Below are 25,303 nucleotides of genomic sequence, written 5' to 3'. Positions count from 1 at the left end.
GGTCCGGCTCCATTCGGGCATACGGTGCGCAAAAGTCGAGAGAGGGGCGCCCCGTGCTTGTTCCGGACCCGAAGGTCGTCAGGAAGCTGCTGACCCGGTACGCATCACTGCGCATCGCCCAGGCGGAGTGTGAGACGTCGACGACTGCACGGGAGTTGGAGGACGTCACTTACACACTGTGCGTGATGATGGGCACGACCAGCATCCATGACGCGATCACCCAGGCGGACGACCTGCTGATGGGCGGGCGCCCCACCGACCCGGACGAGGAGAGCGGACTGTCGCTGGCCGTCTGACCCGCGCCGTGCGGTGCACGGCCGTCACGGCACGGTCGTAGTGGTGCCATTGACCCGCCGCTGCTTTTCGGCGGCGGGTCTCGCCAGCCACTCGGCGATGGTCCGGGCGATCGGCTGGCCCGTGTCGGCCTCGACGAAGCCGAACTGACCGGACTGATTGCACTCCAGGAACCACCACGTCCCGTCGGCGTCCTCGACGAAGTCGAAGGCGCCGTAGGCCAGTTCCGCCTCCCGCAGATACGACCGCACCCCCTCGGCGACCCGCGGCGGCACCTCGGTGCACCGCCACGGCGTTCGGTCCGGGACGAAGCGGACATCCACCTCCTCGGGATCGGCGTCGGGCGCGGTCGGCTTGCGGGCGGCCAGCAGCCGCTCGCCGACCACGGTGAGCCGGATGTCGGCCCGCTTGGCGATACGCCGCTGCAGCAGCGTCGGCCCGAAGGCGACCGCGGCGAAGTCGGCGTCCGGTGCCACCCGGCTGGTCGGTACCGCCCTCGGCGGTTCCTGCGGATGCGCCCCCGAGACCGGTTTGACCACCAGGTCGGGGAAGCGCTCGGCGAAGTCCCGCGCGGCCTGCGGGAACGTCGTGATCAGCGTGGCCGGAACGGGCAGCCCGCAGCGCTGGGCCAGCCGTAGCTGCCACGGCTTGTGCCGGGCCCGGCGGGCCGCGTCCGGGTGGTTCATCCAGCGCGCGCCGGAGCTGCGCAGCATGCCGTACAGCGCCTGCGAGGACTCCTCCGTCAGCCACGCGGACGGCTCGGCCACCCGGGTGGCCGCAGCCCCCGGCCGGCGCACCCACACGGACCGCAGTCCGTCCATGCTCACCAGCCGGCCCGCCGACCACAGGTGTCCGCGGAACGTACCGTGCACATACTCGCCCGACAGGGCGGCACCGCCGATCAGATCGGCGGGATCGAGGCGGACCACCGGAACCCCGGACGCGTGCAGGTGCACCACCACCATGTCCGCCGTGACGTCCTCGTCGTTGGTCAGGATCAGTACGGTCATGTCGACGGCCCCGCTCAGTCGTCGAAGTGCGTCTTCGAGCCGGCGGTGGAGGTCGTTGTCGCCAGCTCTCTGAGCAGCGCGAGGTCCGTGGCGGCTATCCGCCCGTCGAACAGCACGTTCAACTGCAGGCCGGGGTCGTACGCGTACGGCGTGGCGACGTCCAACTCCGCTGCCGGGCGTGCGTAGTTGAGCGCGAACGGTTGCATCGTCTCTCCCTCTCGGTGCTGCCCCGGTCAGGCCGTCGGCCTGCCGTGTGGTGGCATCTCCCGCTCGTTGTCCGGGACTTCCATGGACTTATACGAATCGAACGGGTGGTTGGTTTCCTTACGCTCCGTGATCGCGGGCGAGTTGGCCGCTCTGAACCTGAGACGGCCGACAGAGTCGGTCGGTTGACTGGTCGTTGGGTCGAGAGCCGCGCGCACGGAGCGGCGGTGGGGCGCATCGGGGCGGTCGCGGGGCGCGTGGCTCGGGCCGGCACCCCTGGGTGAGGGTGCGGAGTGCGGGGATCCGTCCGGAAACGTCAGACGGGTTCGCCGGGCCTGCCGACCTCGGCGGGGGTACGGGGCGCCCGTGCGGCAAGAGGGGCGCGCAGCGTGCGCAGAGCGAGCAGGAGTACGCCGACGTCGTCGAGGTACACCGGATCGGGCAACAGGTCGGTCGGCAGTACGAAATACAGGACGGCGCCCCAGAACACCCAGCGTGGCCCGGTCGGCAGCCCGGCCCGCCGCAGTCCGCGCCGGGCCCGGATCAGCCGTACCAGCAGCCCCACGGCCGCGGCGAGCAGGAGCGCCGCGACCACGGCGACGACGGCGAGCACTGCTGTGGTGGAATCCAACGGGCCCTCCTCGGTCCGGTGTACGCGCTACGCGCGTGCACTTCTTGGATTCCCTGATATGGCTCCGGTATTGCCTCTGTTGCGGCGTTTGTGCCCCTCGGCATATCCCGTCCCGGTACCGGTGTGCCTGGGCTGACGCCCGTGAACGCGAGGAACGGGGCTAATCCGTCGGGCGGCGGCCCTTCCCGCCCTTGAGGCGTTCCAGGGTGCGGGTCAGCTGCTGGAGCGGGGACGCGGTGGGCGTGTCCCGGGGCTGCTCGGGGACGGGCGGCTCGGGGAGGGCGGCGGCCGACTCGCGGTAGGCGGTCAGAGCCTCGTGGGCGCGTTCGGCGGCCTCCCGGTACAGGTCCCGGGACCTGGTCATGGCCTCCAGCGCCTCGGCGTACATCTTCACCAGCGCCCGCTCGCGCGCCAGCTCCTCCTCCAGCGTCAGCAGATGCCAGTCCTCCCGCAGCGCGGCCAGCACCTCCTCGGCCCCGTCGGGCAGCGGCCGCGCCGAGGCCGCGAACCGGCTCAGCGTCTCGATCAGCTCGGCCGGTTCCGAGCCGTCCAGGAAGACACTGCGGACGGCGAAGGCGTCACCGTCGTACCCCTCCGGCGCCGGGGCGCCCGGCAGCACCACGGCACCACCGCGCGGCACCTGCACCCCGGAGTCCCGCAGCGCCCAGTTCACCGCCCGCAGCTGGTGCGGGGCGGCCCGGTGCTCCACCACCCGGTGCCGCAGTCCCGGCGGCAGCAGCCGGGCCAGCGGCAGGCGGCCGCGCGCGTCGGGCGTCATGGCCTCGTGGACGACGACGTGGACGGACCACCCGCTGCGCGCGGCACCCCTCAGGACGCGCCGCAGCTCCTTGTCGTCCGACGGGAGCGGGTTGACGTCGCGGAAGCGCAGCTCCGCACCCGTCTCCGCCTCGTGGTCCCAGGGCGCGTCGGGATCGTCCGGCCAGAACATCGTCGCGGGCGACGGCCACCGCGGATCCCACGCCGCCTCCGCCTCCGCCGCCAGCACCCACTCCCGCCCCTCGGCCGGGCCGTGGTGCGCCAGCGACAGCCTGGCCCGCACGACCACCCCTTCGCCGGTCTCCCAGCGCGCCTCGAAGACCCGCTCCTGCGCGTCCTCGGCCGCGGGCAGCTCCAGCCAGTCGCGGAGCACCCCGCTGTCCTTGAGCTGTTGCACATGCCGCCGGAGTACGTCTTCCGCGGCGGGCCCGGCATGGCGGCCGCGAGCCAGCCACACCGTGGGGGGAGTCATGGGGCGGACGGAGGAGGAGGTCGGCATGAGTCCATCTGTGAACGGGGGCGACGTGCTGCTGCCAGTATCGTCGCCGCGGACGGTCCGGGATCATCCGGGGGTCACCCGGCGAGGAGGCGGTCCGCCTGCGGTCACGTGCGAGGTCGGCGATGGTGGGCAGGAGGACATCGGCCGACTCTACGGCGGAAACCGGAGAAGGAGTGACCCCTGTGAACGTCAACCTCGGCGGGCGAACCGCGCTGGTGACAGGCTCCTCCCAGGGCATCGGAGCGGCGATCGCGGTGGGCCTGGCCCGCGCCGGCGCCCGCGTGGGCGTCAACGGACGGGACGCCGAACGCCTCGAAAGGAGCGTCGAGAAACTGCGGGCCGAGGTGCCGGACGGCCTGTTCGTGCCCGTCGCCGCCGACCTGGGCACCGAGGAGGGCGCCGCCCGTGCCGTGGACGCCCTGCCCGACGCCGACATCCTGGTCAACAACCTCGGCATCTTCGGCCCCACCCCCGCTCTCGACATCAGCGACGACGAGTGGCGCCGCTACTTCGAGATCAACGTCCTGTCCGGCGTCCGGCTCATCCGCGCGTATCTGCCCCGGATGGTCGACCAGGGGTGGGGCCGGGTGCTGAACATCGCGAGCGACTCCGCGGTGGCCATCCCGGCCGAGATGATCCACTACGGCATGTCGAAGACGGCGCTGCTCGCGGTGAGCCGAGGCTTCGCGAAGGAGGCGGCGGGCAGCGGCGTCACCGTGAACTCCGTCATCGCCGGCCCCACCCACACCGAGGGCGTCGAGGACTTCGTCTACCAGCTGGTCGACCGCGACCTGCCCTGGGACGAGGCCCAGCGCGCCTTCATGCGCGACCACCGCCCGCAGTCACTGCTCCAGCGCCTGATCGAACCCGAGGAGATCGCGAACCTCGTCGTGTACCTGAGCTCGCCGTTGGCGTCCGCCACGACAGGCGCGGCCGTGCGGGTCGACGGGGGATACGTGGACTCGATCCTGCCCTAGATGTCCCGATCGTGCCCTGGATGTATTGATGCCCTGGATGTATTGATCCTGCCCTGGATGTTTTGATCCGCCGCTCACCAGCCCGTCCACAACAGGTGGTTGACGAGCAGCGCGACCACGGCCTGTGCCGCGAGCCAGCCGCGGGGACGGGGCAGGAAGGCGCCGGCGGCCGGCAGCCAGATGGCGAACGGCAGCCAGATCCGTTCCGTCTCCGCCTTGCTCATCCCGGACAGATCGGCGACGAGGATGGCGAGGAGCGCGGCGAGGAGAAAGACGACGAGACGAGGCTCCGGCGTGCTCAGGACGCCGTCCTGCTTGCGCTGCCGCCGCAGCACCCCACCCCCGCGCACCAGCCCCGCCACCGTCGCCAACCCCACCACCAGCACCGTGCACGCCGGATTCGCCCACACCCAGTACCAGTACGGCCGGACACCCCCGGCCCCTTGGTTGTAGCGCTCCACCAGCAGGTGGTACGCCTCCCAGTAGTTGAACCCGGCGAGGGTGAACGCCAACGGCACCACGATCACCCCGGCCACCAGCGGCAACAGCACCGCCCGCCGGTTCCGCCCGAGGACCAGCACGCCCAGCCCGATGATCCCGATCAGTGTCAGCCCGTACGACAGGTAACAGGTCAGCCCGTAGAGCAGCCCCGCCCCGAACGCCGCCGCCCGTGGCCGTCGCCCCGTCACCGCGAGCGCGAACAGCGCCACGGCCCAGGCGGCGACCGCCGTGAAGTACCCGTCGGCCGACGTCCCCATCCACACCGCGCCCGGCACCAGCACCAGAAACGGCGCCGCCCGCCGCGCGAGCCCCTCCGCGGCCAGCGCCCGGACCGTCACCAGCACGGCCACCACCGCCGTGGCCCCCACGGTGATGCACCAGACACCCGCCCAGGCACCGCCGCCCAGCCCGATCCGGTCGAGCAGGACGAAGGTGAGGGTGGCCCCCGGCGGGTGACCGGCGACGTGCGCGGGCCAGTGGTATTCGGGGCCCTGGATCAGGATGTGCTCGGTGAAGTCCCGCAGGGCCGTCGGAATGTCGTGGAAGCGGTCGATGACCTGGAGGTACTCGTACCGCGTGGTCAGCCGCGCCGCGATGCCCCGGTGCCAGCCGTCGATGAGGGCGAGGGACCACGTCCAGGCCATCGCGGCGCCGCAGGACACGGCGAGCAGCGCGCGCCACGGCAGCCGCGCGGCGAGCCCGGGCCCGTACACCACCACCGCGACCGCCACCACCACGGCGGCCGGGGTGCCGGGCCCCACGTGCGGGCCCCAGGACGCGAACAACGGGGGCCAGTTGAGAAACAGCGTGCCGTCGGTGTTCTGGATGTGGCGGCCGACCAGCACCGCCGCCACGAACAGCAGCACGGCGGCCAGGGCGGCAGCGAGGTCACGGAGATGAGAGGAGCGGATCACACGCAGGACGCTAGGCCGCCACCGGCCCGGTCAGCAGGTCCGGCGCCCGGACGTCAGCATTTCGTCATCGGTTGCGCGGCCCTTTCCGCCCGGTCCCGGCCTACCGTCGGGACATGCGAGACCATCGGCTTCCCTCCTCGCCCGGCTTCTGGCGCAGCCCCCTGCGCGGCCCCCGCTTCACCGCCGTGCTCGGGATCGTCCTGCTGGTGGGCATCACGGTGCTGTTCGTGACCGGACTGCTGTCGTACGCCGCCTACAACCCGAACCTGTCGCCGGTGAACGACAAGACTCCGGACAAGGGGATCCTCGGTTTCTACCTGTTCTCCTGGCCGACGAACCCGTACTGGCTGTACCGGCTCAACCAGGGCGTCCACGTCACCCTCGGGATCACGCTCATCCCCGTCCTGCTGGCCAAGCTGTGGTCGGTCGTGCCCAGGCTGTTCACGCTGCCACCGGCCCGCTCGCTGGCGCACGCCCTGGAGCGGCTCTCGCTGCTCCTGCTCGTCGGGGGCGCCCTGTTCCAGTTCACGACCGGTGTGCTCAACGTCCAGCTGGACTACGTCTTCCCCGGCTCCTTCTACACGCTGCACTTCTACGGCGCCTGGGTGTTCTTCGCCGCGTTCGTCGCGCACGCCGCCCTGAAGTTGCCGACGGCCCTGCGCAATCTGCGCAGACTCCGCGCGGAGAAACCGGAGAATGCGGGGAAACCGGAGAATGCGGAGAAACCCGAGGACAGTGATCTGGTGACTCCGCGGCCCGCCGAGCCCACCGTGTCCCGGCGGGGCGCGTTCGGACTGGTCGGAAGTGCCTCCCTGCTGCTGTTCGCGACGTCCGTGGGCCGCAACTTCGACGGGCCGCTGCGCCAGACCGCCCTCCTCACACCGCACGGGGGACCGGAACCGGGCAGTGGTCCCGGCGGCTTCCAGATCAACAAGACGGCCGCCTACGCCGGGATCGACACCCGGGAGACCGCCGGCGACGCCTGGCAGCTGGTCGTCACCGGGCGGACGGGCGTCGTCCGGCTGAGCCGCGAGGACCTGCTGCGGCTGCCGCTGCACAGTGCCGCGCTGCCGATCGCCTGCGTGGAGGGCTGGTCGACGTCCGACCAGTGGTGGCGCGGCGTCCGGCTGCGGGACCTCGCCGCACTCGTCGGGTACGACGACCCGGCCGACGTCCTGGTGGAGTCCCTCCAACGGCGCGGCGCCTTCCGCCGGGCCGCGCTGCGCGCCAACCAGGTGGCCGACCCGCGCTCCCTGCTCGCCCTGGACGTCAACGGCGAGCCGCTGACCCTCGACCACGGCTACCCCGCCCGGATCATCGTGCCCGCCGCGCCGGGCGTGCTGAACACCAAGTGGGTGGCACGGATGACGTTCGGAGACCTGTGATGCGCCCCATCCTCACCCGACCGCGCCTCGTCGTCGGCAGCCCGTTCCAGCTGCTGCTGCTCGGCTGTTCGTTCGCGCTCGCCGGGTACGCGGGCGTACGGCTGCTCGCGGGCGACTGGTTCCAGGTCGTGCTCTGGTTCGTGGGCGCGGCCGTGCTGCACGACCTGGTGCTGGTGCCGCTGTACGCGGCGGCCGACCGGGCGCTGACGGGCACGCTGGGCGCGCTGCGGCGGCGGGAGTGGATCGGGTACGTCCGGGTCCCGGCCGCCCTGTCCGGGCTGCTGCTGCTCGTGTGGTTCCCGCTGATCAGCGGCCGGGTCGACGAGCGCTACCGGCTGGCCACCGGGCTGTCGGCGGACGGCTTCCTCGCCCGCTGGCTGCTGATCACCGCCGTCCTGTTCGGCGGCTCGGCGCTGCTGCTGGCGCTGCGGGTGCGCAGGGCGACGAAGCAGCGGCCGCCGGCCGACCACTGACCGTCCACGGCGAGGCCCAGCACGCGCGCGTGCCGCAGCAGCGCCGGCGTGCCGAGGCGGGCCCACGGGAAGGGCGCGCCCGCGGTGCCCTGCCCGTCGGTGACATGGACCTGGATCCGTTCGTCGACGTCCACGGGGACGGTCTCGGCGATCACCAGACCGCCCGGCGCGAGGAGCCGGGCCAGCCGGACGAGCAGCGCGTGCGGATCGCCGCCGATGCCGAGGTTGCCGTCGATCAGCAGGGCGGTGCCCCACCGGCGTTCGGCGGGCAGCGGCTGGAAGACCGAGCGGCGCAGGGCCATGCCGCCGAGGCGCGCGGTGTGCGCGACGGCGGCCTCGCTGACGTCGATACCGAGCGCCGTACGACCCCGGGCGGCGAGCTCGGCCACCAGGCGGCCGGGACCGCAGCCCACGTCGAGCACGGCGCCCTCGCAGCGGGCCAGCACGGTGAGGTCGGCCTCGTCCGGGCGGGCGCACCACCGCTCCACGTCCAGCGGGAGCAGCCAGCCGTCACTGCGGCGCAGGAAGAGCGGGCCGCGCCCGGTGCGCAGGGCGTGCACATAGGGGTCGTCGGCGGTCCAGGGGAGCAGGCTCCGCGTCTCTTGGGGTGCGCTCATCGGTGGGCGGCCGCCCGCAGCCGTGCCAGCTCCGCGGCGAACCGGCCGTGCCGTGCCAGCCCGGCCACCACGTCGGCGTCGGCGGCCGTGTCGACGTCCCGCAGCCGGGGCAGCTCCCGCACCCGCAGCCCGGCGGCGACCAGCCGGTCGCGCTGGACGGCCCCGGTGACCGGCGTCGACATCGGAACCCCCCGCAGCAACTCCGGCGCAGGCTCGGCGAGCCCCAGCGCCCAGAAGCCCCCGTCCTCGGCCGGACCGAGGTACGCGTCGCACCCGGCGAAGTCCACCGTCAGCAGCTCCGGTGTCACCTGCGGCGTGTCCATGCCGATCAGCAGCGCAGGTCCCGCACACCCGGCGAAGGCCGCGGCCAGCCGCTCGTCCAGCCCGCCCGCACACTGCGGTACGACGTCGAAGCCCGGCGGCAGCCAGGGTCCCGGACGTCCCTCCAGCACCAGGACCCGGCGCCGGGCCGGTGTCGCGGCCACCGTCCGCAGGGTGTCCACCAGGGCCGCCTCGGCCAGCGCGGCCGCCTCGGCGGGCGTGAACGGCGGCGTCAGCCGTGTCTTGACGCGCCCCGGGCGGGGCTCCTTGGCGATGACGAGCAGGGTGGTCATCGGCGGCTCCCTTCGAGTGCGGTGGGCGGTTCGGCCAGGACACGGCGCATGTCCCGTACCGCGTGCCAGGTGCCGCGCCAGGTGCCGGTGACCTTGGACGCGCCGGTGCGGGGCAGATACGGCACGTCGTGCTCGGTGACGCGCCAGCCCGCGTCGGCGGCGCGCACGACCATCTGCAGCGGATAGCCGCTGCGCCGGTCGGTGAGCCTCAGGCCGAGCAGCGCCGCACGCCGGGCGGCCCGCAGCGGACCCAGGTCGTGCAGCCGCAGCCCTGTGCGCCGCCGCAGCAGCACTGCCAGCGCGGCGTTGCCCACGCGCGCGTGCGCGGGCCAGGCGTTGCGGCCCCGCGGCCGGCGCCGGCCCAGTACCAGGTCCGCTTCACCGGCCTGCACTTCCCGTACGAACGGGACGAGCAGGGACGGGTCGAGCGAGGCGTCGCAGTCGCAGAAGCAGACGATGTCCGCGGTGGCGGCGGTGAGGCCCGCATGGCACGCGGCGCCGAATCCGCGAAGGGGCTCGTGGACGACGGTCGCGCCGAGCGCGCGGGCGAGGTCCGCCGAGCCGTCGGTGGAGCCGTTGTCCACGACGAGGGCGCGCCACCCGGCCGGGATGCGCTCCAGTACCCAGGGCAGCGCCTCGGCCTCGTTCAGGCAGGGCAGGATCACATCGACGTCAGGGGAGGGGTGAGGGGTCGTCACGTCTTTCACCCTACGAATGGAAGGCGGGCATATCGGACTTTGGCTGCTTACGAAACACGGACGTCGGAGGGCGGGCGCGGCCCTCGGCTCACCCTTCGCGCAGCCCGGCCCGCGCGAACTCCCGCATGCCGTCCTCGAACCCGACCTCCGGCTTCCAGCCCAGCTCCGAGCGCAGCCGCGAGGAGTCGGCGGTGATGTGCCGTACGTCCCCCAGCCGGTACTCCCCGGTCACCACCGGTTCGGGCCCGCCGTACGCCTCCGCCAGCGCCCGGGCCATCTCGCCGACCGTGTGCGGCTCGCCGCTGCCGGTGTTGTACGCCGTGAGCGCGCCCGGCGCGGAACCCGCCTCCAGCGCGGCCACGTTGGCCGCCGCCACATCCCGTACGTGCACGAAGTCCCGCCGCTGCCGACCGTCCTCGAACACACGCGGAGCCTCACCGCGGGCGAGCGCCGAGCGGAAGAAGGACGCGACCCCGGCGTACGGCGTGTCGCGGGGCATCCGGGGTCCGTACACGTTGTGGTACCGCAGCGACACCGCCGACCCGCCCGTGGCCCGCGACCAGGCCGCCGCCAGATGCTCCTGGGTGAGCTTGGTCGTCGCGTACACATTGCGCGGATCCACCGGGGCGTTCTCGGTGACCAGACCGGGCGTCAGTTCGGCACCGCACACGGGGCAGACGGGTTCGAAGCGTCCCGCCGCCAGATCGGCCACGGCCCGGGGCCCCGGCCGTACCACCCCGTGCCGGGCGCAGCTGTACCGTCCCTCGCCGTAGACCACCATCGACCCCGCCAGTACCAGCCGCCGTAGGCCGGTCTCGGCCATCGCGGCGAGCAGGACGGCCGTGCCGAGGTCGTTGGCGGAGACGTAGTCCGGCGCGTCGGCGAAGCCGGTCCCCAGACCGACCATCGCCGCCTGGTGGCACACGGCGTCGACGCCGGACAGAGCGCGGCGGACGGCGTCGGCGTCCCGCACGTCCGAACCGGCGTCCACGCGCACGTCGTACACGACGGGCTCGTGCCCGCCCGCCGTCAGCGCCTCGACCACATGGGACCCGATGAACCCGGCACCGCCGGTGACCAGTACTCGCATGCCCACACGCTAGGTCGGCGGACCGGCCCCGCCGACGATCCGCGCCCGGCACGTCACAGGTCCGTAAGACACGTGAGAGGTCCGTAAGACACGTGAGGGGTCCGGCGGCACAGCCGCCGGACCCCTTGAGCACGGGCTCGCTTACGCGCCGCTCTCCCTGAGCATGTCCTCACGCTCGACGATCTTCACACGATCCCGGCCCTGCGGCTCACCGAGGGCCTTCTCCGCGGCGTCCAGCCTGTACCAGCCCTCCCAGGTGGTGAAGCGGACGTCGCGCTCGGCGAGGAAGGCGTCCACGGCCTCGGGCTCCGGCGCCGACGGCGTGTGCAGACGGCTGTTGGCGAAGTCGTCCAGCAGGTTGGACACCGTCTCGTTGGCGTCGCCCTTGGTGTGGCCGATCAGGCCGACCGGGCCGCGCCGGATCCAGCCGGTGACGTACACCGACTGAAGGTGCGTGCCGCTCTCCTCGATGACGCGGCCGCCCTCGTCCGGAACCGTGCCCGAGTCGATGTCCCAGGGCAGCTTGGGCAGTTTGTCGGAGAGGTAGCCGACGGCGCGGTAGACCGCGGTGACGTCCCAGTCGGTGAACGTGCCGGTGCCCTTGACGTTGCCGGTGCCGTCCAGCTCGGTGCGCTCGGTGCGCAGGCCGACGACCTTGCCGTCCTCGCCGAGGATCTCCGTCGGCGACTCGAAGAAGTGCAGGAACAGCTTGTGCGGCCGGTTGCCGACGTCGCGGATCGCCCAGTTCTCCAGGGTCTTGGCGACCATGTCGGCCTGCTTGTTGCCACGCCGGGTCTCGATCGAGCCCTCGTCGTAGTCGATGTCCTCGGGGTCGACGATGACCTCGATGTTGGGGGAGTGGTCCAGCTCGCGCAGCTCCATCGGGCTGAACTTGGCCTGCGCAGGGCCGCGCCGGCCGAAGACGTGGATCTCCTTGGCCGGGTTGGCCTTCAGGCCGTCGTAGACGTTCGGCGGGATCTCCGTCGGCAGCAGCTCGTCCGCGGTCTTGGCGAGGATGCGGGCGATGTCGAGTGCGACGTTGCCGACACCCAGGACGGCGACCTTCTCCGCTTCCAGCGGCCAGGTGCGCGGCACGTCCGGGTGGCCGTCGTACCAGGACACGAAGTCGGCGGCGCCGTACGAGCCGTCGAGGTCGATGCCCGGGATGGGCAGCGCGCGGTCGGCCGTCGCGCCGGTGGAGAAGATCACACCGTCGTAGAACGAGCGCAGGTCGTCCAGGCTGATGTCGGTCGGGTAGTCGACGTTGCCGAAGAGCCGGATCTGGGGCTTGTCGAGGACCTGGTGAAGGGCCGTGATGATGCCCTTGATCCGGGGGTGGTCGGGGGCGACGCCGTAACGGATCAGTCCGAACGGCGCCGGCATCCGCTCGAAGAGGTCGATGGACACGCCGGGTTCGGCGGCCACCTCGGACTTGAGCAGGGCGTCGGCGGCGTAAATCCCGGCCGGGCCGGCTCCGACGATGGCTACCCGCAGCGGGCGGGGCATGATCAGGTTCCCTTCGAGCGGTGACGTTGCGACTCGACGGGAAGCCTAAGCTAAGGCAAGCCTAACCTGGTACGCGGGTCCGACCTATGAGCTCATAAGCCCACCTTATGGCATCCATAAGCCGCCACCGGGACCCTCCGGGCACGCTACCTGCCGCGGTGCTTTCCTTCTGCCGTACGCACAAGGGCGTCACGCCGACTTAGCGTGCGGCAGCGCTCGCGTCCCGCATCGGCGTCCATGTGGACGGCCTGCGCGAGGCCCTGCACCCGGCCGACACCGAGCCGCCCCTCCAGGGGACGGTGAAGGTCGGGGGAGCGGCCGAGGTGATGACCCTGCGGGTGCTGCCGGTGCTGGCCGAACTGGTCGGCCGGGGCGTGACCGTCCAGGTGGCCCTGGGGCTCGCCGACGACCTGCTGTCGCAGTTGGCGAGTGGCCGACTCGACCTCGTCGTCTCGGCGGCACGTCCGTCCCAACAGGCCCTGCTCGCCGTGCCGTTGGTAGACGAGGAGTTCGTCCTGGTCGCCTCGCCCGCGCTGGCCCGCACCATCGGCGCCGACCGGCTGCGGGCCGAACCGGTGGCCGCGCTCGCCCATCTGCCGCTGGTGGCCTACGCCGAGGAACTGCCCGTTGTGCGCCGCTACTGGCGCAGCGAGTTCGGCCGCCGCCCACCGAACCCGGTGGCCATGGTCGTCCCGGACCTGAGGGCCGTCCTGGCGGCGGTGGTCGCGGGCGCCGGGATCTCTATCCTGCCCCGCTACATCGCCGCCCCGGCCCTCGCCGCCGGAGAGGTCGTGCAGCTCCACCACCCGAGGTGGCGCCGCTCAGCACGCTGTATCTGGCGGTACGGCGGGGGCGCCCCGGCCGGCCCCGCCGTGACCGTGCTCCGCGACCGCCTCCAGCAGGCCGCGCGCCGGTGGAACACGCTCTGAGCCTCACCCTGCCTGCCCCGCGCCGGGGGCGATCACGACCTTGCCCACGACGGTGCCGGACTCGGCGTGCCGCAGCGCGGCGGCCGCCTCGTGGAGCGGATAGACCCGGTCGATCCTGGCCTCGATCGCGCCGGACCGCAGCAGACCGAAGATCCGCGAGAGGTCCTCGCCCAACTCCGCCCGGTACCGCCGCGCATGCCGGGCCTTCCCGGCCCACAGGTTGAAGAAGTGGGCATGGCGGCCGTTGGGCAGGGCGTTCCACACGGCGAGTTTCGCGACCAGCTTCAGGACCGTGATCGTGCCGCTGCCGGTCTGGTCGCGGGTCGAGGCGCTGCCGTACGAGACGAGGGTGCCGCCGGGGGCGAGCATCCGCCACGAGTCCTCGATGCCCTTGCCGCCCACGTGGTCGAAGACCGCCGCCACCCCGCGCGGCGCCAGCTCGCGGACGCGGGTGAGGACATCCCCGCGGTAGTCGACCGGGGTGGCGCCCATGGCGGCGACCGCCTCCTGGTTGCGGGCCGAGGCGGTGCCGATCACGTGGATGCCGCTGCTGCGGGCCAGTTGGACCAGCACACTGCCGACGCCGCCGTTGGCGCCGTGCACCACTATGGTGTCGCCGCTTCGGACCTCCGCCGTGCGGAACAGCATGCGCCAGGCCGTCGCGCCGTTGGTGACCAGCGTCTCGGCCTCCACGGCCGTGATCCCCTCGGGGACCGGGACCAGATCCGCCGCGTCCAGCAGGACGCGGTCCGCCCAGCCGCCGGTCTTGGTGAGCGCGGCGACCCGCTGCCCCACGGCCACGGGGCCGGACTCCGGGGAACCGAGCTGCTCGACGACGCCGACGAGGTCGTAGCCGGGGACGAAGGGGAACTTCGGCATGTCGTAGTACTTGCCGCGCCGCATCTGCTGCTCGGCGAAGGTCACGCCGCTGGCCTCGACCCGCACCAGGGCCTGGCCCGGGCCGGGCGTCGGCAGGTCCCGCACCCTGAGTTCGAGGCTCTCGGGCTCTCCGACGGCGGGGAGGACGATTTCGGTGGCTTGCATGGCTGACTCCTTCTCTCGCTTGTTAGTGGTTAACCACTCACTCGTTGGGTCTTGTGAAGGGCGGCTGCCGGTCCGTGGAGGAGCCGGACGGCCGCCCGGGTCGGTTCGGTCGGTCAGTAGTGCGTGATACCCGCCGCCAGCGTGCGCGTCCAGGGCGCGTCGACGGCGTTCGCGTCGATCGAGACGATCAGGTGGCAGAGCATGCCGGTCGCGAAGAACTGCTGGATCTGCTGCTCGCTGCCGCCGGAGGCGCCGCGGACGTATTCGACCGTCCGGGCGTATCCCGCCCTGACCGCGTCCCTGATGACCGGCTCCGAGACTGCCGCCGCCTGGGCGTGCAGCTGCACCAGTAGCAGGTCGTTGTCGCTGATCAGGCGCGCGTAGGCATCGCCCATCGACTCCAGCGCCGCTTCGGGTGCACTGCCCTTCGCCTCGGCGGCCCCGCGTTCGAGCGCGGCGCGCACCTGGACGAAGCAGTGCTCCACGACCGCGGTGAACAGCGCCTCCTTGTTCGGGAAGAGCCGGTAGACGTACGCCTGTGAGATGCCGGCCGCCTTGGCCACTTCCGTCGTGGTGGTACCGAAGTAGCCGCGGGCCGCGAACGCTCCGATGGCGGTGCGCAGCACGGTCTCCCTGCGTTCCTCGGCGGTGGAGAGTCGACGCTGTTCTGCCTTCATGTGAGTACTTAATCACTCACACTTTCGGCCGTCAAGGGCCGGTAGTCGGCGCGGCTCCGCTGCGCAAGTGCCGGGCGGAGGAGGTCGCCGCCTCCCACCAGGTGCTCACCGCCGCGGGCGTCCAGGTGTCGATCGCCACCCCGGGCGGCGTACGCCCCACCGTCGATGCCCTCGGCCTCGACGAGCGCGGCGGCGTGCCGGAAGCCGACGCCCAGCGGTTCCGCACCTACCTCGACGGCCTCGCCGACCAACTGGCCGCGCCGCTCGCCCTGTCCGACGTACGGCTCGACGACTGCGACGCCCTCTACCTCCCCGGCGGCCACGCCCCGATGGCCGACCTCACGCAGGACGCCGACCTCGGCCGGCTGCTCAACGAAGCCGACGCGGCAGGCAGGGCGGTGGCGGCCCTGTGCCACGGTGTCGCCGGTCTGCTCAGCGCCGAGCGGCAGGACGGCGGCTTCACCTTCGCCGGCCGCACGCTGACGTTGTTCAGCGACGAGGGGGAACGCCAGGGCGGTCTGGGCGACAAGATGCCCTACCACCTGGAGAGCAGGCTGCGCGAGCGGGGCGCCGTGGTCGAGACCGGCCCCGCGTGGAGCGACACGATGGTGCTGGACGGCAACGGTCTGTAGTGGACATTCAGGCGGCGGACGAATTCGCAAGTACATGTACGAGGTGTCTTCTTGTCGACCCGCTCTGGCTGAACTCGATCACCGATGGTGCGCCCTGCAGCAGAACCTGGAAGTGATCACTGGCGAGAGCGTCTCGCTGACCGCTTCTGACGAGAACCACTGGTTCTTGGCGAAGGCGGTCATGTGCGGCAAGAGGGCTGGCTCCCGTCTCTGTGTGGTGGCGTCATCGTCGGGAAGGGCTTCGTGGGGGCGCAATACCGCTTCCGTCTCGCGGAAGATCGAAGTAAAGCTCCTGGTCAGAGGGTTGAGCGATACGCGTACTCAGAACGTGACTCTGCTGAGAGGGCAGCCGGTGTTTCGCGTTCTCAGCCGACGGCTCGTGTCGTTACAGTGTCGATGATTTGCAGTGAATGGCCTCTTTGGTGTTTTTGTGGCGACTTCGTGGCTGTATATGGCTGGTACAGCGGCAGAACTTGTATGGCCACAGCTCAGGAAGGCTCGATGCGGTGATGAGACGCCTCCGGGTCGAATTCGGGTCGAATTCGCGTTCATTTCACCTCGTTCAGGTGTCGCTGCAGTCGGCTGTGTCAGAAGGCATGACCGCGGGATTGTGAGGAGGGCCGCTGAACTTGTGGCCCTGAGCGGCGGTCGTCAGCAGATTCTTCGTCTGCTGGTGGTGCAGCTCTCGCATGCCTTTGACGAGCGCGAATGTTCTGCTTTCGGGGAAGTTGCCGAACTCTGGACCGTGTGTGGTCCGCATCTTGGTCACGGCCCAGGCTTGCGTCACAACTCGCCTGACCCGTACGGACCTTCGTCTGTAACGGCCGAGGTGCTTGTCGTGATCGTCATCATGGGGATATACATCGCACCGGCCGGGGTGGCCCACTTCCGCCAGGTCCTGACTGATCACCTCCGTTACTGGGGCGATCGCGACCTCCGGTCGCTGCACCTTCTGGCACCGGTGCAGGAGTTCGGCTCAACCTGCCTGGTTGCTCGGGCCGAGGACAGTATCCGTGGATGCATTTTCGGGTTCGTCACCCCCAACGGCACTGGGTACGTGCATCTGATCGCTGCGCGGGACGACGCCCGCGGCACTGGGCTCGGGCGTCGTCTGTATGTGGCGTGCGCTGAGGCCGCAGAACGACATGGAGTGCGGCAACTGAAGGCGATCGTGTCAATCGAGAACACCGGCTCGATCGCCTGCCATCGCAGCCTTGGCTTCGACACGCAGATCGTCGACGACTACAACGGCCCCGACCGGGCCATGGCCGTCTTCCACCGTGATCTGCCGCTCAACGTCACGTGGCCCTGACCAACCAGCCGTCACTGATAGAAGCCCCCAGACCGAAGTGAGCTGCACTGAGATTCGTGGTTGTTCGCTGACGATCAGGAGGCGGCTGCATCCGTCGTCGATGAAGCGAGAACGGTGAGGGAGCCGATCGTAAGCGGACGTCGCCCCTACGAATCTACGAAGTAATGGTGTGCGCCGCGTAGCAGGGACGGGAAGGTCTTGGCCTGAGCGCCCCGCTGGACAACGACGCTGTCGACAGCGCGCAGTCAAAGACGTCGACGCCGTGATGTCACCGGATGCAGCAGGCTGGTCGGTTCTCAGCGAACGACCCCATGCGGTCTTCAACGACGGGCGATGATGGGAAGACGGTGTCACAACCAGCGCTTCCGTTCTGTCTCTACGGGTGAAACCGAGAGGAACAGAGGACACCGTGCGTGAAATTCTGATCGTCGGCGGCGGCTACGCGGGTTTCTACACCGCATGGGGCCTGGAGAAGAAGTTGGGTCGGGGCGAGGCACACGTCACCGTCGTGGATCCGCGTCCGTACATGACGTACCAGCCGTTCCTGCCGGAGGTCGTGGCAGGGTCGGTGGAGGCTCGTCACGCAGCGGTATCACTGCGCAGGCACCTGCAGCGGACCCGCTTGATCGCGGGAACGGTGACGGAGATCCGCGACAGCGAGCGCACAGTCACCGTCCGACCCGAGAGCGGAGCGGACTACCAGCTGAACTACGACATTCTCGTCGTCACGGCCGGGGCAGTCACCAGGACATTCCCCATCCCGGGGCTCAGTGAAGAGGCGATCGGCCTGAAGCATGTCGAGGAGGCCGTGGCCATCCGTGACCGACTGCTGACGTCGTTCGACCGTGCGGCAACGCTGCCTCGCGGTCCCGAACGCCGAAAGCTGCTCACGGTCACCTTCGTCGGCGGTGGCTTCGCCGGTGTGGAAGGATTCGGCGAGTTGCTGTCCTTGGCGACCGCACTGCTGAAGCACTACCGGAACTCGACGCGGAGGAACTGGACTTCCACCTCGTCGAGGCACGTGGCCGGATTCTTCCCGAGGTCGGTGACCGGACGGCCGCATGGGTGGTACGGGCGCTGGAGAGACGCGGAGCGCGGATCCACCTGAACACCCAGCTCGTGTCCGCCATGGGTGGCCACGTCGTACTGTCCAACGGGGAGGACTTCGACTCGGGCCTGATCGTGTGGACCGCGGGCAACGCGTCGAATCCCACCGTCCACAATCACACGGACCTACCGGTCGACGACCGTGGTCTGCTCGTCGTTCGGGCCGATCTCCGCGTCGGTACGGAGACAGACCCGGTGGAGAACGTGTGGGCCGCCGGCGACGACGCCTCCGTGCCCGACCTCGCGGCAGGGCGGCCCGGAGCGTATACGGTTCCCAACGCCCAGCATGCGTTGAGGCAGGGCAAGCGCCTGGCGAAGAACATCCTGGCGACGCTGCGAGGGCGGCCTGCCAAGAACTACGTCCACCACAGTCTGGGGGTGGTGGCCACGTTGGGCCTGGGCCGGGGTGTGTTCCAATACCGCCGACTGGTCATCAAGGGCTTCCTGGCCTGGCTCATGCACCGTGGATACCACGTGCTCGCCGTACCGACGTGGGAACGCAAGATCCGCGTGCTCGCCGTCTGGATCACCGCTGCGCTCTACGGACGGGACATTGTCTCCCTGGCCTCGGTGCAGCACCCACGGGAGGCGTTCGTGTCCAGCGGTGAACCGGGTCGTGGTGAGCAGCCGGCTGACGCCCCTGTCCACTGAGCCGACCTGCTTCGCCGACTTCCGGCGTGGGAGCGCCGCATGTACGCACAGATGGACGGGTCTTGCGTCGAATCGGTCCAGGACCAAGTCCGGAGCACGTCCGAAGTGGTGTGCGGCGCTCTGCCGGAGGCTGCCCGTACCTACGCTGAGGAGCCGACATGAGTGAGGGCTCGACACTGATCACACGATGGAGGGCGCTCGACCGGCTGCACCGCCGGATCGAGGCCTCGGTCGAGCGGCGCATCCATGGAGAGCTGGGCTTGAGCCTTCGTGAGCTCCACGCTTTGGAAGCCCTCCAGAACGGTGCCACCACGGCGGCCGGGTGGCTCTATATGAACGACCTGGCCGCCGAGATAGGACTGAGCCAGTCGGCCACGAGTCGACTTGTGACCCGGCTGCAGGACCGAGGACTGATCACTACGAGTGCCTCTGTGCACGACCGTCGCAGCGTCGATGTACACCTCACCCCTGTGGCACAGGAGGTGTTGCGTCTCGGGGCCCCACTGCTCACCGAGGCCGTTCGAGAGGCGGTCCAAGCCATCGGTGCGGTGGACACCGACCCGCAGCTGCTCCGCTACCTGTGGGGAGGCCCCGGCATCAACGGCCACGCTGAGGGACGGACTCGGACTTTTGTGGAGCGTGCCTGACGGCTGCCCGGCTCTCTTCGAACGGGTGGGCAAGAGAACGGTCGGCACGGAGGACGTGGACGGTCCGTGTCGAAGACAGTGTGATCGGAGCGAAGATGTTGGTACACTGGGCACAACGTTTAGGACATTTCTGTTCGACACGGTCTCCGTGGAATGTCCGAACGTGTTGACACCTGCCGGAGCAGGTGCGGCGCTCCGGGCATCGACCATTCCCCCGTTGGCGGTGCCCGGAGCGGACCAAGCCACCCGGGCCCCTACTGAGGCATTCCGCCTGCCGCACGGCGCCGCCCCGCCTTTCAGGACGTGATGGCGCGGTACAGACCCCGGCCCGTTCGGCGGATCCGGGAGGTGCCGACCAGGCGGTCGAGGGTGCTCCTGACGGCGTTGATGCTGCCACTGTCGGTGTCCCGGCCGAGTGCCGCAGCGACATCCCGAGCCCGCACGTCGACGTCGCCGACTCTGGTGAAGTACTCCAGAATCTGTTCGGTGAGCTTGCCGTACTTGCCCTGTCTGTCGGCGTCGGCGGGGGATTCCGCCGCCGTGCTGCCCCCGGCGGGCGGGGCGGAGGAGGCAGGCTCCCGCACGCCCGTCCGGCCCGTCGTCGGCTGCTGTTCCCGCAACCCTGTCATGGTCCGGACTCCCACGGACTCCGCAGGTGGCAGCTCCGTCTGCGGCGCCACGTCGGCGGGAGCCGGAACCCGAGGCGCGCCTGCGGAGTGGACCGATGCAGGACCGGTCTGGGACATCACGGCCTGGAGGGCACTGAGCGCCCGCTGGACGGAACCTAGATGGGCAACAACCGCAGCCAGCTCCCTTTCCAGTGCCTGCTTCTGGACTTCCAGGCGGGCCAGGTCTTCCTGGAGGCTCTCAGCGGTGATTTCAAGGTCATGTGCTGTGTGGGTTACAGAGACCATGTGTTCCTCTCGTCCTCAACCCTTGTTCTCGCGTCCTCGCCTGGCTGATCCGCGATGTCGTTCGGCCCCAAGGTCGATGTGGGCACCGCCGGACATCATATGCGGGAGCGTGTTCTGTGTAGAGATGCACCAGGTTGACCACATGTGGCTCTGATGATGACTGTGTTGCAATCCATTGTCGCCACTGGCCGAAGCCAAACGCAACGGGTCCGAGGTGGCCGTGCACAGGAACAGGCACCATAACCGGCGGACACCGTCGAAGCCTGATTTGTCACTTGCTGTCAGGGCGGCCTGGCCGGCGCATCAAGGGTGGCATGTGATGAAGCCGTTGGGGCATGCGTCCTCCGAGTCGGTAGCGGCATCGTCGTGGCTCGGCCGGCTGCCGTCGTTCGCATGCTTCTCCCGGTCGGCGGAGGCCGTCGGTCGGCTCAGCCGCCGCAGAGTTTCGGAGACGGCCTCTATGCGCGAGTCGACCGTCGCGAGTTCCTCCTGAAGCACACGCAGGCGAGCCTCGAGCAGGGTGGCCTCCGTTGCCAGCCAGACACCGAGAGCCGCAGGATCGGAGTGGTGGTCAGGGTCTCCAGACATCTGCCGTCCTTCTGTGTTCAGTCTGCGAGTGCGCGGTATCTGCGTGGATGCGGGCGGTGCAAAGACAGTTCGGCACGGGCCATGCCGTGTGACCGCGGCATCGGGCATGAGCGGGGCCGAGGACGCCAGATGCGCAGAGAGGATCCGATACAGGGTCCTCGTCTGCGGGTGGTGACCCAGCGTTCCTACGGCAACCGGTCAAACCGTGCCGCCCCGCGCCTGGCCAGGACGAGAGTCACTCCGATCAGGAGCGACGCCACGATGCCGGTACCGAGCACAGGAAGACCGGTGAACGTGGTGGCCAGGACGGCGAGAACCGCGACCGGGTGGACCACATCGGCCGGGCCGCGCAGCTGCGAGGCCCGCCGGTGCAGAAGCCACACGCAGGCGATGAAGAGCGCGACGGGCACCGTGTACGTAGCCGCCGCCTGGCGATCGGTGAGGATGCCGTGCCCGGTGGCATGGGAGACGTTGAGGGCGAGGCCGGCACCCACGGCAGCCGCGGCCGCGAAGACCAGATAGTGGCCGTAGCCCCACAGCATTGCAGTGGTCAGCCCGGCGAGGTGGCGGGGAGCGTCCTGCGCGAAGTACAGCCACCACAGCGCGAAGACAGTGAGTATGCCGCCCGATGCGAGGGCGAGGACAGTACCGAGCTCCGCGTCGGCGTCCACAGCCGCGCGGACGGCGAGGGTCGCCGCCGTGATCGACTCCCCGAGCACGATCAGGGTGAACAGGCCGTAGCGCTCGGCTATGTGGTGCGGGTGCCAGGTGGTAGTGGCCGCACGCTCGGCCCACACGGGAACGGCGAGTTCCCCAAGCACCAGCACGACGAACGAGGCGACGCCTCCATCGTGGGGGAGGCTCAGGCGGGCCAACCAAACGACCTGCAGGACCAGGATGCCCAGGGCATAGCGCAGGGCGGCGCGGCGGTGCTCCCGGTCCGCGTGCGCGGCCCGCAGCCACTGAGTCACCATGGCCAGCCTCATGAGGACATAGCCCCACGTGACGACGGTGAAATCCGCTTGCTCGAGAGCCTTCGCGATGCCGGCGGCCATGACGAGCGCTCCGGCGATCTGGATGACGGTGAGCAGCCGATACGGAACGTCGTCGGTGTCGTAGGCGGAGGCGAACCAGGTGAAGTTCATCCACGCCCACCAGATCCCGAAAAAGACGAGTGCGTAACCGAGCAGCCCGTGACCGAAACGGCCCTCGGCAAGCTCGTGCTCGAACGCCGAGGCCGCTTGGGCGACAGCGGCGACGAAACAGAGGTCGAAGAACAACTCCAGCGTCGTGGCGGTGCGGTGTCCCTCGCCGGAATGGCGGGCGCGCATCGGGCGATGCCAGGCACTGGCTGCGTACGGTGACTGACTCATGTGGGCGCGATCCCTCCAGATGCGGAAAGGCCGGCAGGGGGCAGGCTCAGAGCGACGTTCACCGCATCGCCACAGCCGGTTGCACAGCGACGGACTCCGGCGGGGCTGGCGGGCCCCGCGCACCGAATCGGGTCAGCGGGCAGCAGACGGACTCGTCCATACGGCTTCACACGGTGGACCGCCCGACCTGGACGTCAGCCGACCACGGCGACGAAGGGTACTGATACCTGTCAGGCAAAGGTAAGGGCACTGTGGCGGGAGAAGTGGCCGAAGAGGAGTGGCCCTGGCCCTGAGGACAGGGCCAGGGCCAGGGCCACCCCAAGGTACTCAGCCCTGCTGCGCGAGCCAGTCGGTGAAGCGGGTCTCGGCGATGTGCGCGTCGGGGCCCGGGAGGAGCGTTGTCTCCTGCAGCTCGGCACCGAAGTAGGGGGCCCGCGGGTCCGTCACGACCGTGCGGGGGTCGTTCTTGGCCGCGAGGCCCTTGCGGATGAGTTCGTCCAGCTGGAAGGTGTCCGGACCGGCTACCTCAACCACGCCGTTGACCGGCGTGCCGACAGCCGTGCGGCCGACGACGGCGGCCACGTCGTCGGAGTAGATGGGCCGGATCCTCACGGGGGCCAGACGCACCGTGTCGCCGTCCGTCGCCGAGGCCGCGATACCCTTCATGAACTCGAAGAACTGTGTGGCATGGACGATGGAGTACGGAATTCCGGAGGACTTGATCAGCTCCTCCTGCGCCTGCTTGGCACGGAAGTAGCCGCTCTGCTGGAGCCGCTCGGTGCCGACCACGGAGAGCGCGACATGGTGGGTCACACCGGCGTTCGCCTCGGCCTTGAGGAGGTTGGTGGTCGAGGTGCGGAAGAACTCCATGACGGCATCGTCTTCGAAAGAAGGGGAGTTCGACACGTCGACCACGACCGAGGCGCCCTGCAGAACCTCGGCAAGGCCCTCACCCGTCAGCGTGTTGACTCCGGTGTTGGGCGCGGCCGGCACCGCCTCGTGGCCGTGCTCGTTGAGCTTCGCGACCAGCTTCGAGCCGATGAGTCCGGTACCACCGATCACTACAACCTTCATGATGGGAAACCCACTTTCCGAGATTTTTCTGATTCTTGCGATGCTTGCCGAGCGGTCTTGTCGCCGGCTCGTCCGCACCGGTCGATTTCGTCTGTACTAGGGATGACAAGGAGGTCGCTGGATTTGTGACAGGGAGCCCGGGGCAATCGCGGAAAAATTTCCGGAGATTACCCGCGGTCAACGCGGGCACGAGAGACGCGTGTCGGCGGTGCCGACGCCGTCGACGAAATGTGAAAGGCGGGAGATTACTCGGCGAGCTTGCCTTCGGTCGAGACTTCCTCCATCAGGGATGCGATCTCGTCCGGGACGGGAGGAATGCTCTCGCGTGTGATGCCCGTCGTCGGCGACCACACGAGATTGACCTGCAGAGCAGGGTCGAGGTCCGGATAGTCGCTGCGGTTGTGGCAGCCACGGGTCTCACGGCGTTCGAGTGCCGCCTCCAGAGTGGCCCGGGCCGACAGGGCGGCGGACTTCAGGTCGAAGGCGTGTGCGAGATCCTGGTAGCCGGCGATGTCGGGATGGACGCCGACGTTCTCCATCCGCTTCTCGATCACCTCCAGCTCCGCCAGCCCGGCGCGCAGCCCTTCCTCGTCGCGTACCACGCCGGCGTGCTCGGTCATGGTGTTGCGGATGGCGCGTTGGAGCGCTCGCACGTTCTCCGGGCCGTCCGCGGTCAGCAGTTCGTCGACCTCGGCGCGCGCCTCGGCCACCGCCGACGCCGAGCGCGGCTGCGCGGTCAGGGACTCCGAGTAGGCGGCGGCCGCCTGCCCGGTGATACGGCCGTACACGAGCAGCTCGATGAGGCTGTTGCCGCCGAGCCGGTTGGCACCGTGAAGTCCGCTGGAGGCCTCCCCGATGGCGTACAGGCCGCGGACGTCGGTGCTGTGGTCCTCCGGCCGGACCCAGACCCCGCCCATCGAGTAGTGGGCCGTGGGCGCGACCTCGATCGGTTCACGGGTGATGTCCAGCATCTGCAGATCCAGAAGAGTCTGGTAAACCCGGGGCAGCCGGTTCATGATCGTCTGCCGGGGTAGGTGGGAGACGTCGAGCCACACCCCGCCCTTGGACGTGCCGCGGCCTTCCTTGATCTCCGTGTAAGAGGCCAGGGCCACGCGGTCGCGGGTGGACAGTTCCATGCGCTCGGGGTCGTATCGGGCCATGAACCGCTCGCCGAGCGCATTGCGCAGGATGCCGCCCTCGCCGCGCGCGGCCTCACTGACGAGCGTGCCGGCCGCGTTCTCCGGCTCGATGATGCCGGAAGGATGGAACTGGACCAGCTCCGGGTCCCGCAGGCGCGCACCGGCCTCCACAGCCAGCCGGAACGAGTCACCGGTGTTCTCGTCGCGCCGTGACGAGGTGCGCCGCCAGATGCGGGTGTGGCCGCCCGCCGCGAGGATGACGGCGTCCGCGTGGATGAGGTAGCGCGTTCCGTCCCGCAGGTCGAAGCCGTAGGCCCCGAACACGGCGCCGTCGTGTGTCAGGAGCCGGGTGATGTACACGGTGTCGAGCATGGGGATGTCCAGTTGATTCGCGCGCCGGATGAGGGTGCGCTGGATCTCCAGGCCGGTGTAGTCGCCGGCGAAGGCGGTGCGCCGGAACTTGTGCGCGCCGAAGAAGCGCTGGGAGATACGGCCGTCCTCCTCGCGGGCGAAAGCCATGCCGTAGCGCTCGAGATCGTCGATGCCCCGGGCGGCTCCCTGGGTGACGATCTCGGCGGTGTGGGGATCGCCGAGCAGGTAGCTCTCCTTGAGGGTGTCAGCGGCGTGCTGCTGCCAGCTGTCCTCGGGGTCCATCGTGGCCAGGGCCGCGTTGATGCCGCCGGCGGCGAGGGACGTGTGGGTGTCCTCCTTGGGTCGCTTGCCGACGGCGAGTACGTCGGTGCCGGCCTCGGCCAGCTCGATCGCCGCCCGCAGGCCGGCACCGCCGGTGCCGATCACCAGCACCATGGTGGAAAGACGTTTCTCGGTGGCAGCCACGATTGCTCCGATCGTTTGGGTGGTCACTGACTCTGACCAGGACGTCGGAGTGTTTGTGACAACCCCACCGTTGACAAGCTGTCCACGGAACACCTGTGAGGAGACATTTCTCCGGCTGACAGCGCGTGGACCTGCGGGTTTGCGAGGGCTGGGCGGCGGAGTGCGGCCGCCGCAGAAGCATGGCAACCG

The 25,303-nt window shown here is 70.0% G+C and carries 23 protein-coding genes and 1 pseudogene; 8 read left to right on the top strand and 16 right to left on the bottom strand.

Translation table 11 applies throughout. The annotated features are described in order from the left end of the window. Positions 1-53: 53 nt before the first annotated feature. Entirely contained in the window at positions 54-296 is a 243-nt protein-coding gene (locus tag HJD23_RS01950; RefSeq protein WP_171115093.1) for a DUF5133 domain-containing protein, read from the top strand. 24 nt (positions 297-320) lie between these two features. Here the strand turns inward: HJD23_RS01950 and tgmB are convergent, their stop codons facing one another. The 4 genes from tgmB to HJD23_RS01930 form a co-directional block, all read right to left on the bottom strand. Further along, complete coding sequence (gene tgmB, locus HJD23_RS01945) at positions 321-1,304, bottom strand: ATP-grasp ribosomal peptide maturase (RefSeq protein ID WP_171115095.1); 984 nt, start codon at positions 1,302-1,304, stop codon at positions 321-323. Positions 1,305-1,318: 14 nt separating this feature from the next. Continuing rightward, positions 1,319-1,510 (bottom strand): putative ATP-grasp-modified RiPP, encoded by a 192-nt coding sequence (tgmA, locus tag HJD23_RS01940; protein ID WP_141306568.1) that lies wholly within the window; start codon positions 1,508-1,510, stop codon positions 1,319-1,321. 314 nt (positions 1,511-1,824) lie between these two features. Beyond that, positions 1,825-2,139, bottom strand: a complete 315-nt coding sequence (locus HJD23_RS01935; protein ID WP_171115097.1) for a YkvA family protein — start codon at positions 2,137-2,139, stop codon at positions 1,825-1,827. 160 nt (positions 2,140-2,299) lie between these two features. Further along, the gene (locus tag HJD23_RS01930; protein ID WP_171115098.1) at positions 2,300-3,415 is read right to left on the bottom strand and encodes a hypothetical protein; all 1,116 of its coding nucleotides are present in this window, start codon (positions 3,413-3,415) and stop codon (positions 2,300-2,302) included. 182 nt (positions 3,416-3,597) lie between these two features. Here HJD23_RS01930 and HJD23_RS01925 point away from each other — a divergent pair, with 182 nt between their 5' ends. Next, the gene (locus tag HJD23_RS01925) at positions 3,598-4,392 is read left to right on the top strand and encodes an SDR family oxidoreductase (RefSeq protein ID WP_171115100.1); all 795 of its coding nucleotides are present in this window, start codon (positions 3,598-3,600) and stop codon (positions 4,390-4,392) included. A 74-nt stretch (positions 4,393-4,466) separates the two neighbouring features. On the opposite strand, the gene HJD23_RS01920 is transcribed toward HJD23_RS01925, so the two are convergent. Continuing rightward, positions 4,467-5,807: a hypothetical protein gene (locus HJD23_RS01920; protein WP_171115102.1), complete on the bottom strand. Its 1,341-nt coding sequence runs from the start codon at positions 5,805-5,807 to the stop codon at positions 4,467-4,469. Between the two features lie 113 nt (positions 5,808-5,920). Between HJD23_RS01920 and HJD23_RS01915 the strand changes: the two genes are divergently transcribed. Then, a complete protein-coding gene (locus HJD23_RS01915; RefSeq protein WP_171115104.1) occupies positions 5,921-7,192 on the top strand; it encodes a molybdopterin-dependent oxidoreductase in 1,272 nt (423 codons plus the stop codon). A 328-nt stretch (positions 7,193-7,520) separates the two neighbouring features. On the opposite strand, the gene HJD23_RS01910 is transcribed toward HJD23_RS01915, so the two are convergent. The 5 genes from HJD23_RS01910 to HJD23_RS01890 form a co-directional block, all read right to left on the bottom strand. Then, positions 7,521-8,282 (bottom strand): class I SAM-dependent methyltransferase, encoded by a 762-nt coding sequence (locus HJD23_RS01910; protein WP_171115106.1) that lies wholly within the window; start codon positions 8,280-8,282, stop codon positions 7,521-7,523. Continuing rightward, positions 8,279-8,896, bottom strand: a complete 618-nt coding sequence (locus HJD23_RS01905) for a DUF2064 domain-containing protein (protein WP_171115108.1) — start codon at positions 8,894-8,896, stop codon at positions 8,279-8,281. The genes HJD23_RS01910 and HJD23_RS01905 overlap by 4 nt, the downstream gene beginning before the upstream one ends. Next, positions 8,893-9,603, bottom strand: a complete 711-nt coding sequence (locus HJD23_RS01900; protein WP_171115110.1) for a glycosyltransferase family 2 protein — start codon at positions 9,601-9,603, stop codon at positions 8,893-8,895. The genes HJD23_RS01905 and HJD23_RS01900 overlap by 4 nt, the downstream gene beginning before the upstream one ends. A 79-nt stretch (positions 9,604-9,682) precedes the next feature. Then, a complete protein-coding gene (locus tag HJD23_RS01895) occupies positions 9,683-10,684 on the bottom strand; it encodes an NAD-dependent epimerase/dehydratase family protein (RefSeq protein ID WP_171115112.1) in 1,002 nt (333 codons plus the stop codon). 141 nt (positions 10,685-10,825) lie between these two features. After that, entirely contained in the window at positions 10,826-12,190 is a 1,365-nt protein-coding gene (locus tag HJD23_RS01890; protein ID WP_171115114.1) for an FAD-dependent oxidoreductase, read from the bottom strand. A 239-nt stretch (positions 12,191-12,429) separates the two neighbouring features. Between HJD23_RS01890 and HJD23_RS01885 the strand changes: the two genes are divergently transcribed. Beyond that, positions 12,430-13,119, top strand: coding sequence for a substrate-binding domain-containing protein (locus tag HJD23_RS01885; RefSeq protein ID WP_171115116.1), 690 nt, complete (start codon positions 12,430-12,432; stop codon positions 13,117-13,119). A gap of 3 nt (positions 13,120-13,122) precedes the next feature. Here the strand turns inward: HJD23_RS01885 and HJD23_RS01880 are convergent, their stop codons facing one another. Together HJD23_RS01880 and HJD23_RS01875 are read right to left on the bottom strand one after the other, a co-directional pair. Continuing rightward, positions 13,123-14,163, bottom strand: coding sequence for a medium chain dehydrogenase/reductase family protein (locus HJD23_RS01880; protein ID WP_171115118.1), 1,041 nt, complete (start codon positions 14,161-14,163; stop codon positions 13,123-13,125). A gap of 113 nt (positions 14,164-14,276) precedes the next feature. After that, on the bottom strand, positions 14,277-14,840 hold the full coding sequence (locus tag HJD23_RS01875) for a TetR/AcrR family transcriptional regulator (RefSeq protein ID WP_171115120.1): 564 nt from the start codon (positions 14,838-14,840) through the stop codon (positions 14,277-14,279). Between HJD23_RS01875 and HJD23_RS01870 the strand changes: the two genes are divergently transcribed. From HJD23_RS01870 to HJD23_RS01855, 4 genes and pseudogenes are all read left to right on the top strand, one after another. Then, on the top strand, positions 14,831-15,472 hold the full coding sequence (locus HJD23_RS01870; protein WP_277347798.1) for a type 1 glutamine amidotransferase domain-containing protein: 642 nt from the start codon (positions 14,831-14,833) through the stop codon (positions 15,470-15,472). The two genes, HJD23_RS01875 and HJD23_RS01870, sit on opposite strands and share 10 nt — an antisense overlap. An 838-nt stretch (positions 15,473-16,310) precedes the next feature. Then, complete coding sequence (locus tag HJD23_RS01865) at positions 16,311-16,784, top strand: GNAT family N-acetyltransferase (RefSeq protein WP_240980605.1); 474 nt, start codon at positions 16,311-16,313, stop codon at positions 16,782-16,784. A gap of 409 nt (positions 16,785-17,193) precedes the next feature. After that, a pseudogene (locus HJD23_RS01860) lies at positions 17,194-18,542 on the top strand (FAD-dependent oxidoreductase). A gap of 158 nt (positions 18,543-18,700) precedes the next feature. Next, positions 18,701-19,189, top strand: coding sequence for a MarR family transcriptional regulator (locus HJD23_RS01855; RefSeq protein ID WP_171115124.1), 489 nt, complete (start codon positions 18,701-18,703; stop codon positions 19,187-19,189). A 296-nt stretch (positions 19,190-19,485) separates the two neighbouring features. Here the strand turns inward: HJD23_RS01855 and HJD23_RS01850 are convergent, their stop codons facing one another. The 4 genes from HJD23_RS01850 to HJD23_RS01835 form a co-directional block, all read right to left on the bottom strand. After that, entirely contained in the window at positions 19,486-20,103 is a 618-nt protein-coding gene (locus HJD23_RS01850) for a hypothetical protein (protein WP_171115126.1), read from the bottom strand. A gap of 773 nt (positions 20,104-20,876) precedes the next feature. Further along, the gene (locus tag HJD23_RS01845; protein WP_171115128.1) at positions 20,877-22,064 is read right to left on the bottom strand and encodes a low temperature requirement protein A; all 1,188 of its coding nucleotides are present in this window, start codon (positions 22,062-22,064) and stop codon (positions 20,877-20,879) included. Positions 22,065-22,391: 327 nt separating this feature from the next. Next, entirely contained in the window at positions 22,392-23,138 is a 747-nt protein-coding gene (locus HJD23_RS01840) for an SDR family oxidoreductase (protein WP_171115130.1), read from the bottom strand. Between the two features lie 245 nt (positions 23,139-23,383). Beyond that, the gene (locus tag HJD23_RS01835) at positions 23,384-25,084 is read right to left on the bottom strand and encodes an FAD-binding protein (protein WP_171118896.1); all 1,701 of its coding nucleotides are present in this window, start codon (positions 25,082-25,084) and stop codon (positions 23,384-23,386) included. Positions 25,085-25,303: the final 219 nt, after the last annotated feature.

The organism is Streptomyces sp. Z423-1 (assembly GCF_013009255.1).
Classification (GTDB): Bacteria; Actinomycetota; Actinomycetes; order Streptomycetales; family Streptomycetaceae; genus Streptomyces; species Streptomyces gossypiisoli.
This window is presented reverse-complemented; position numbering and strand designations above follow the sequence as displayed.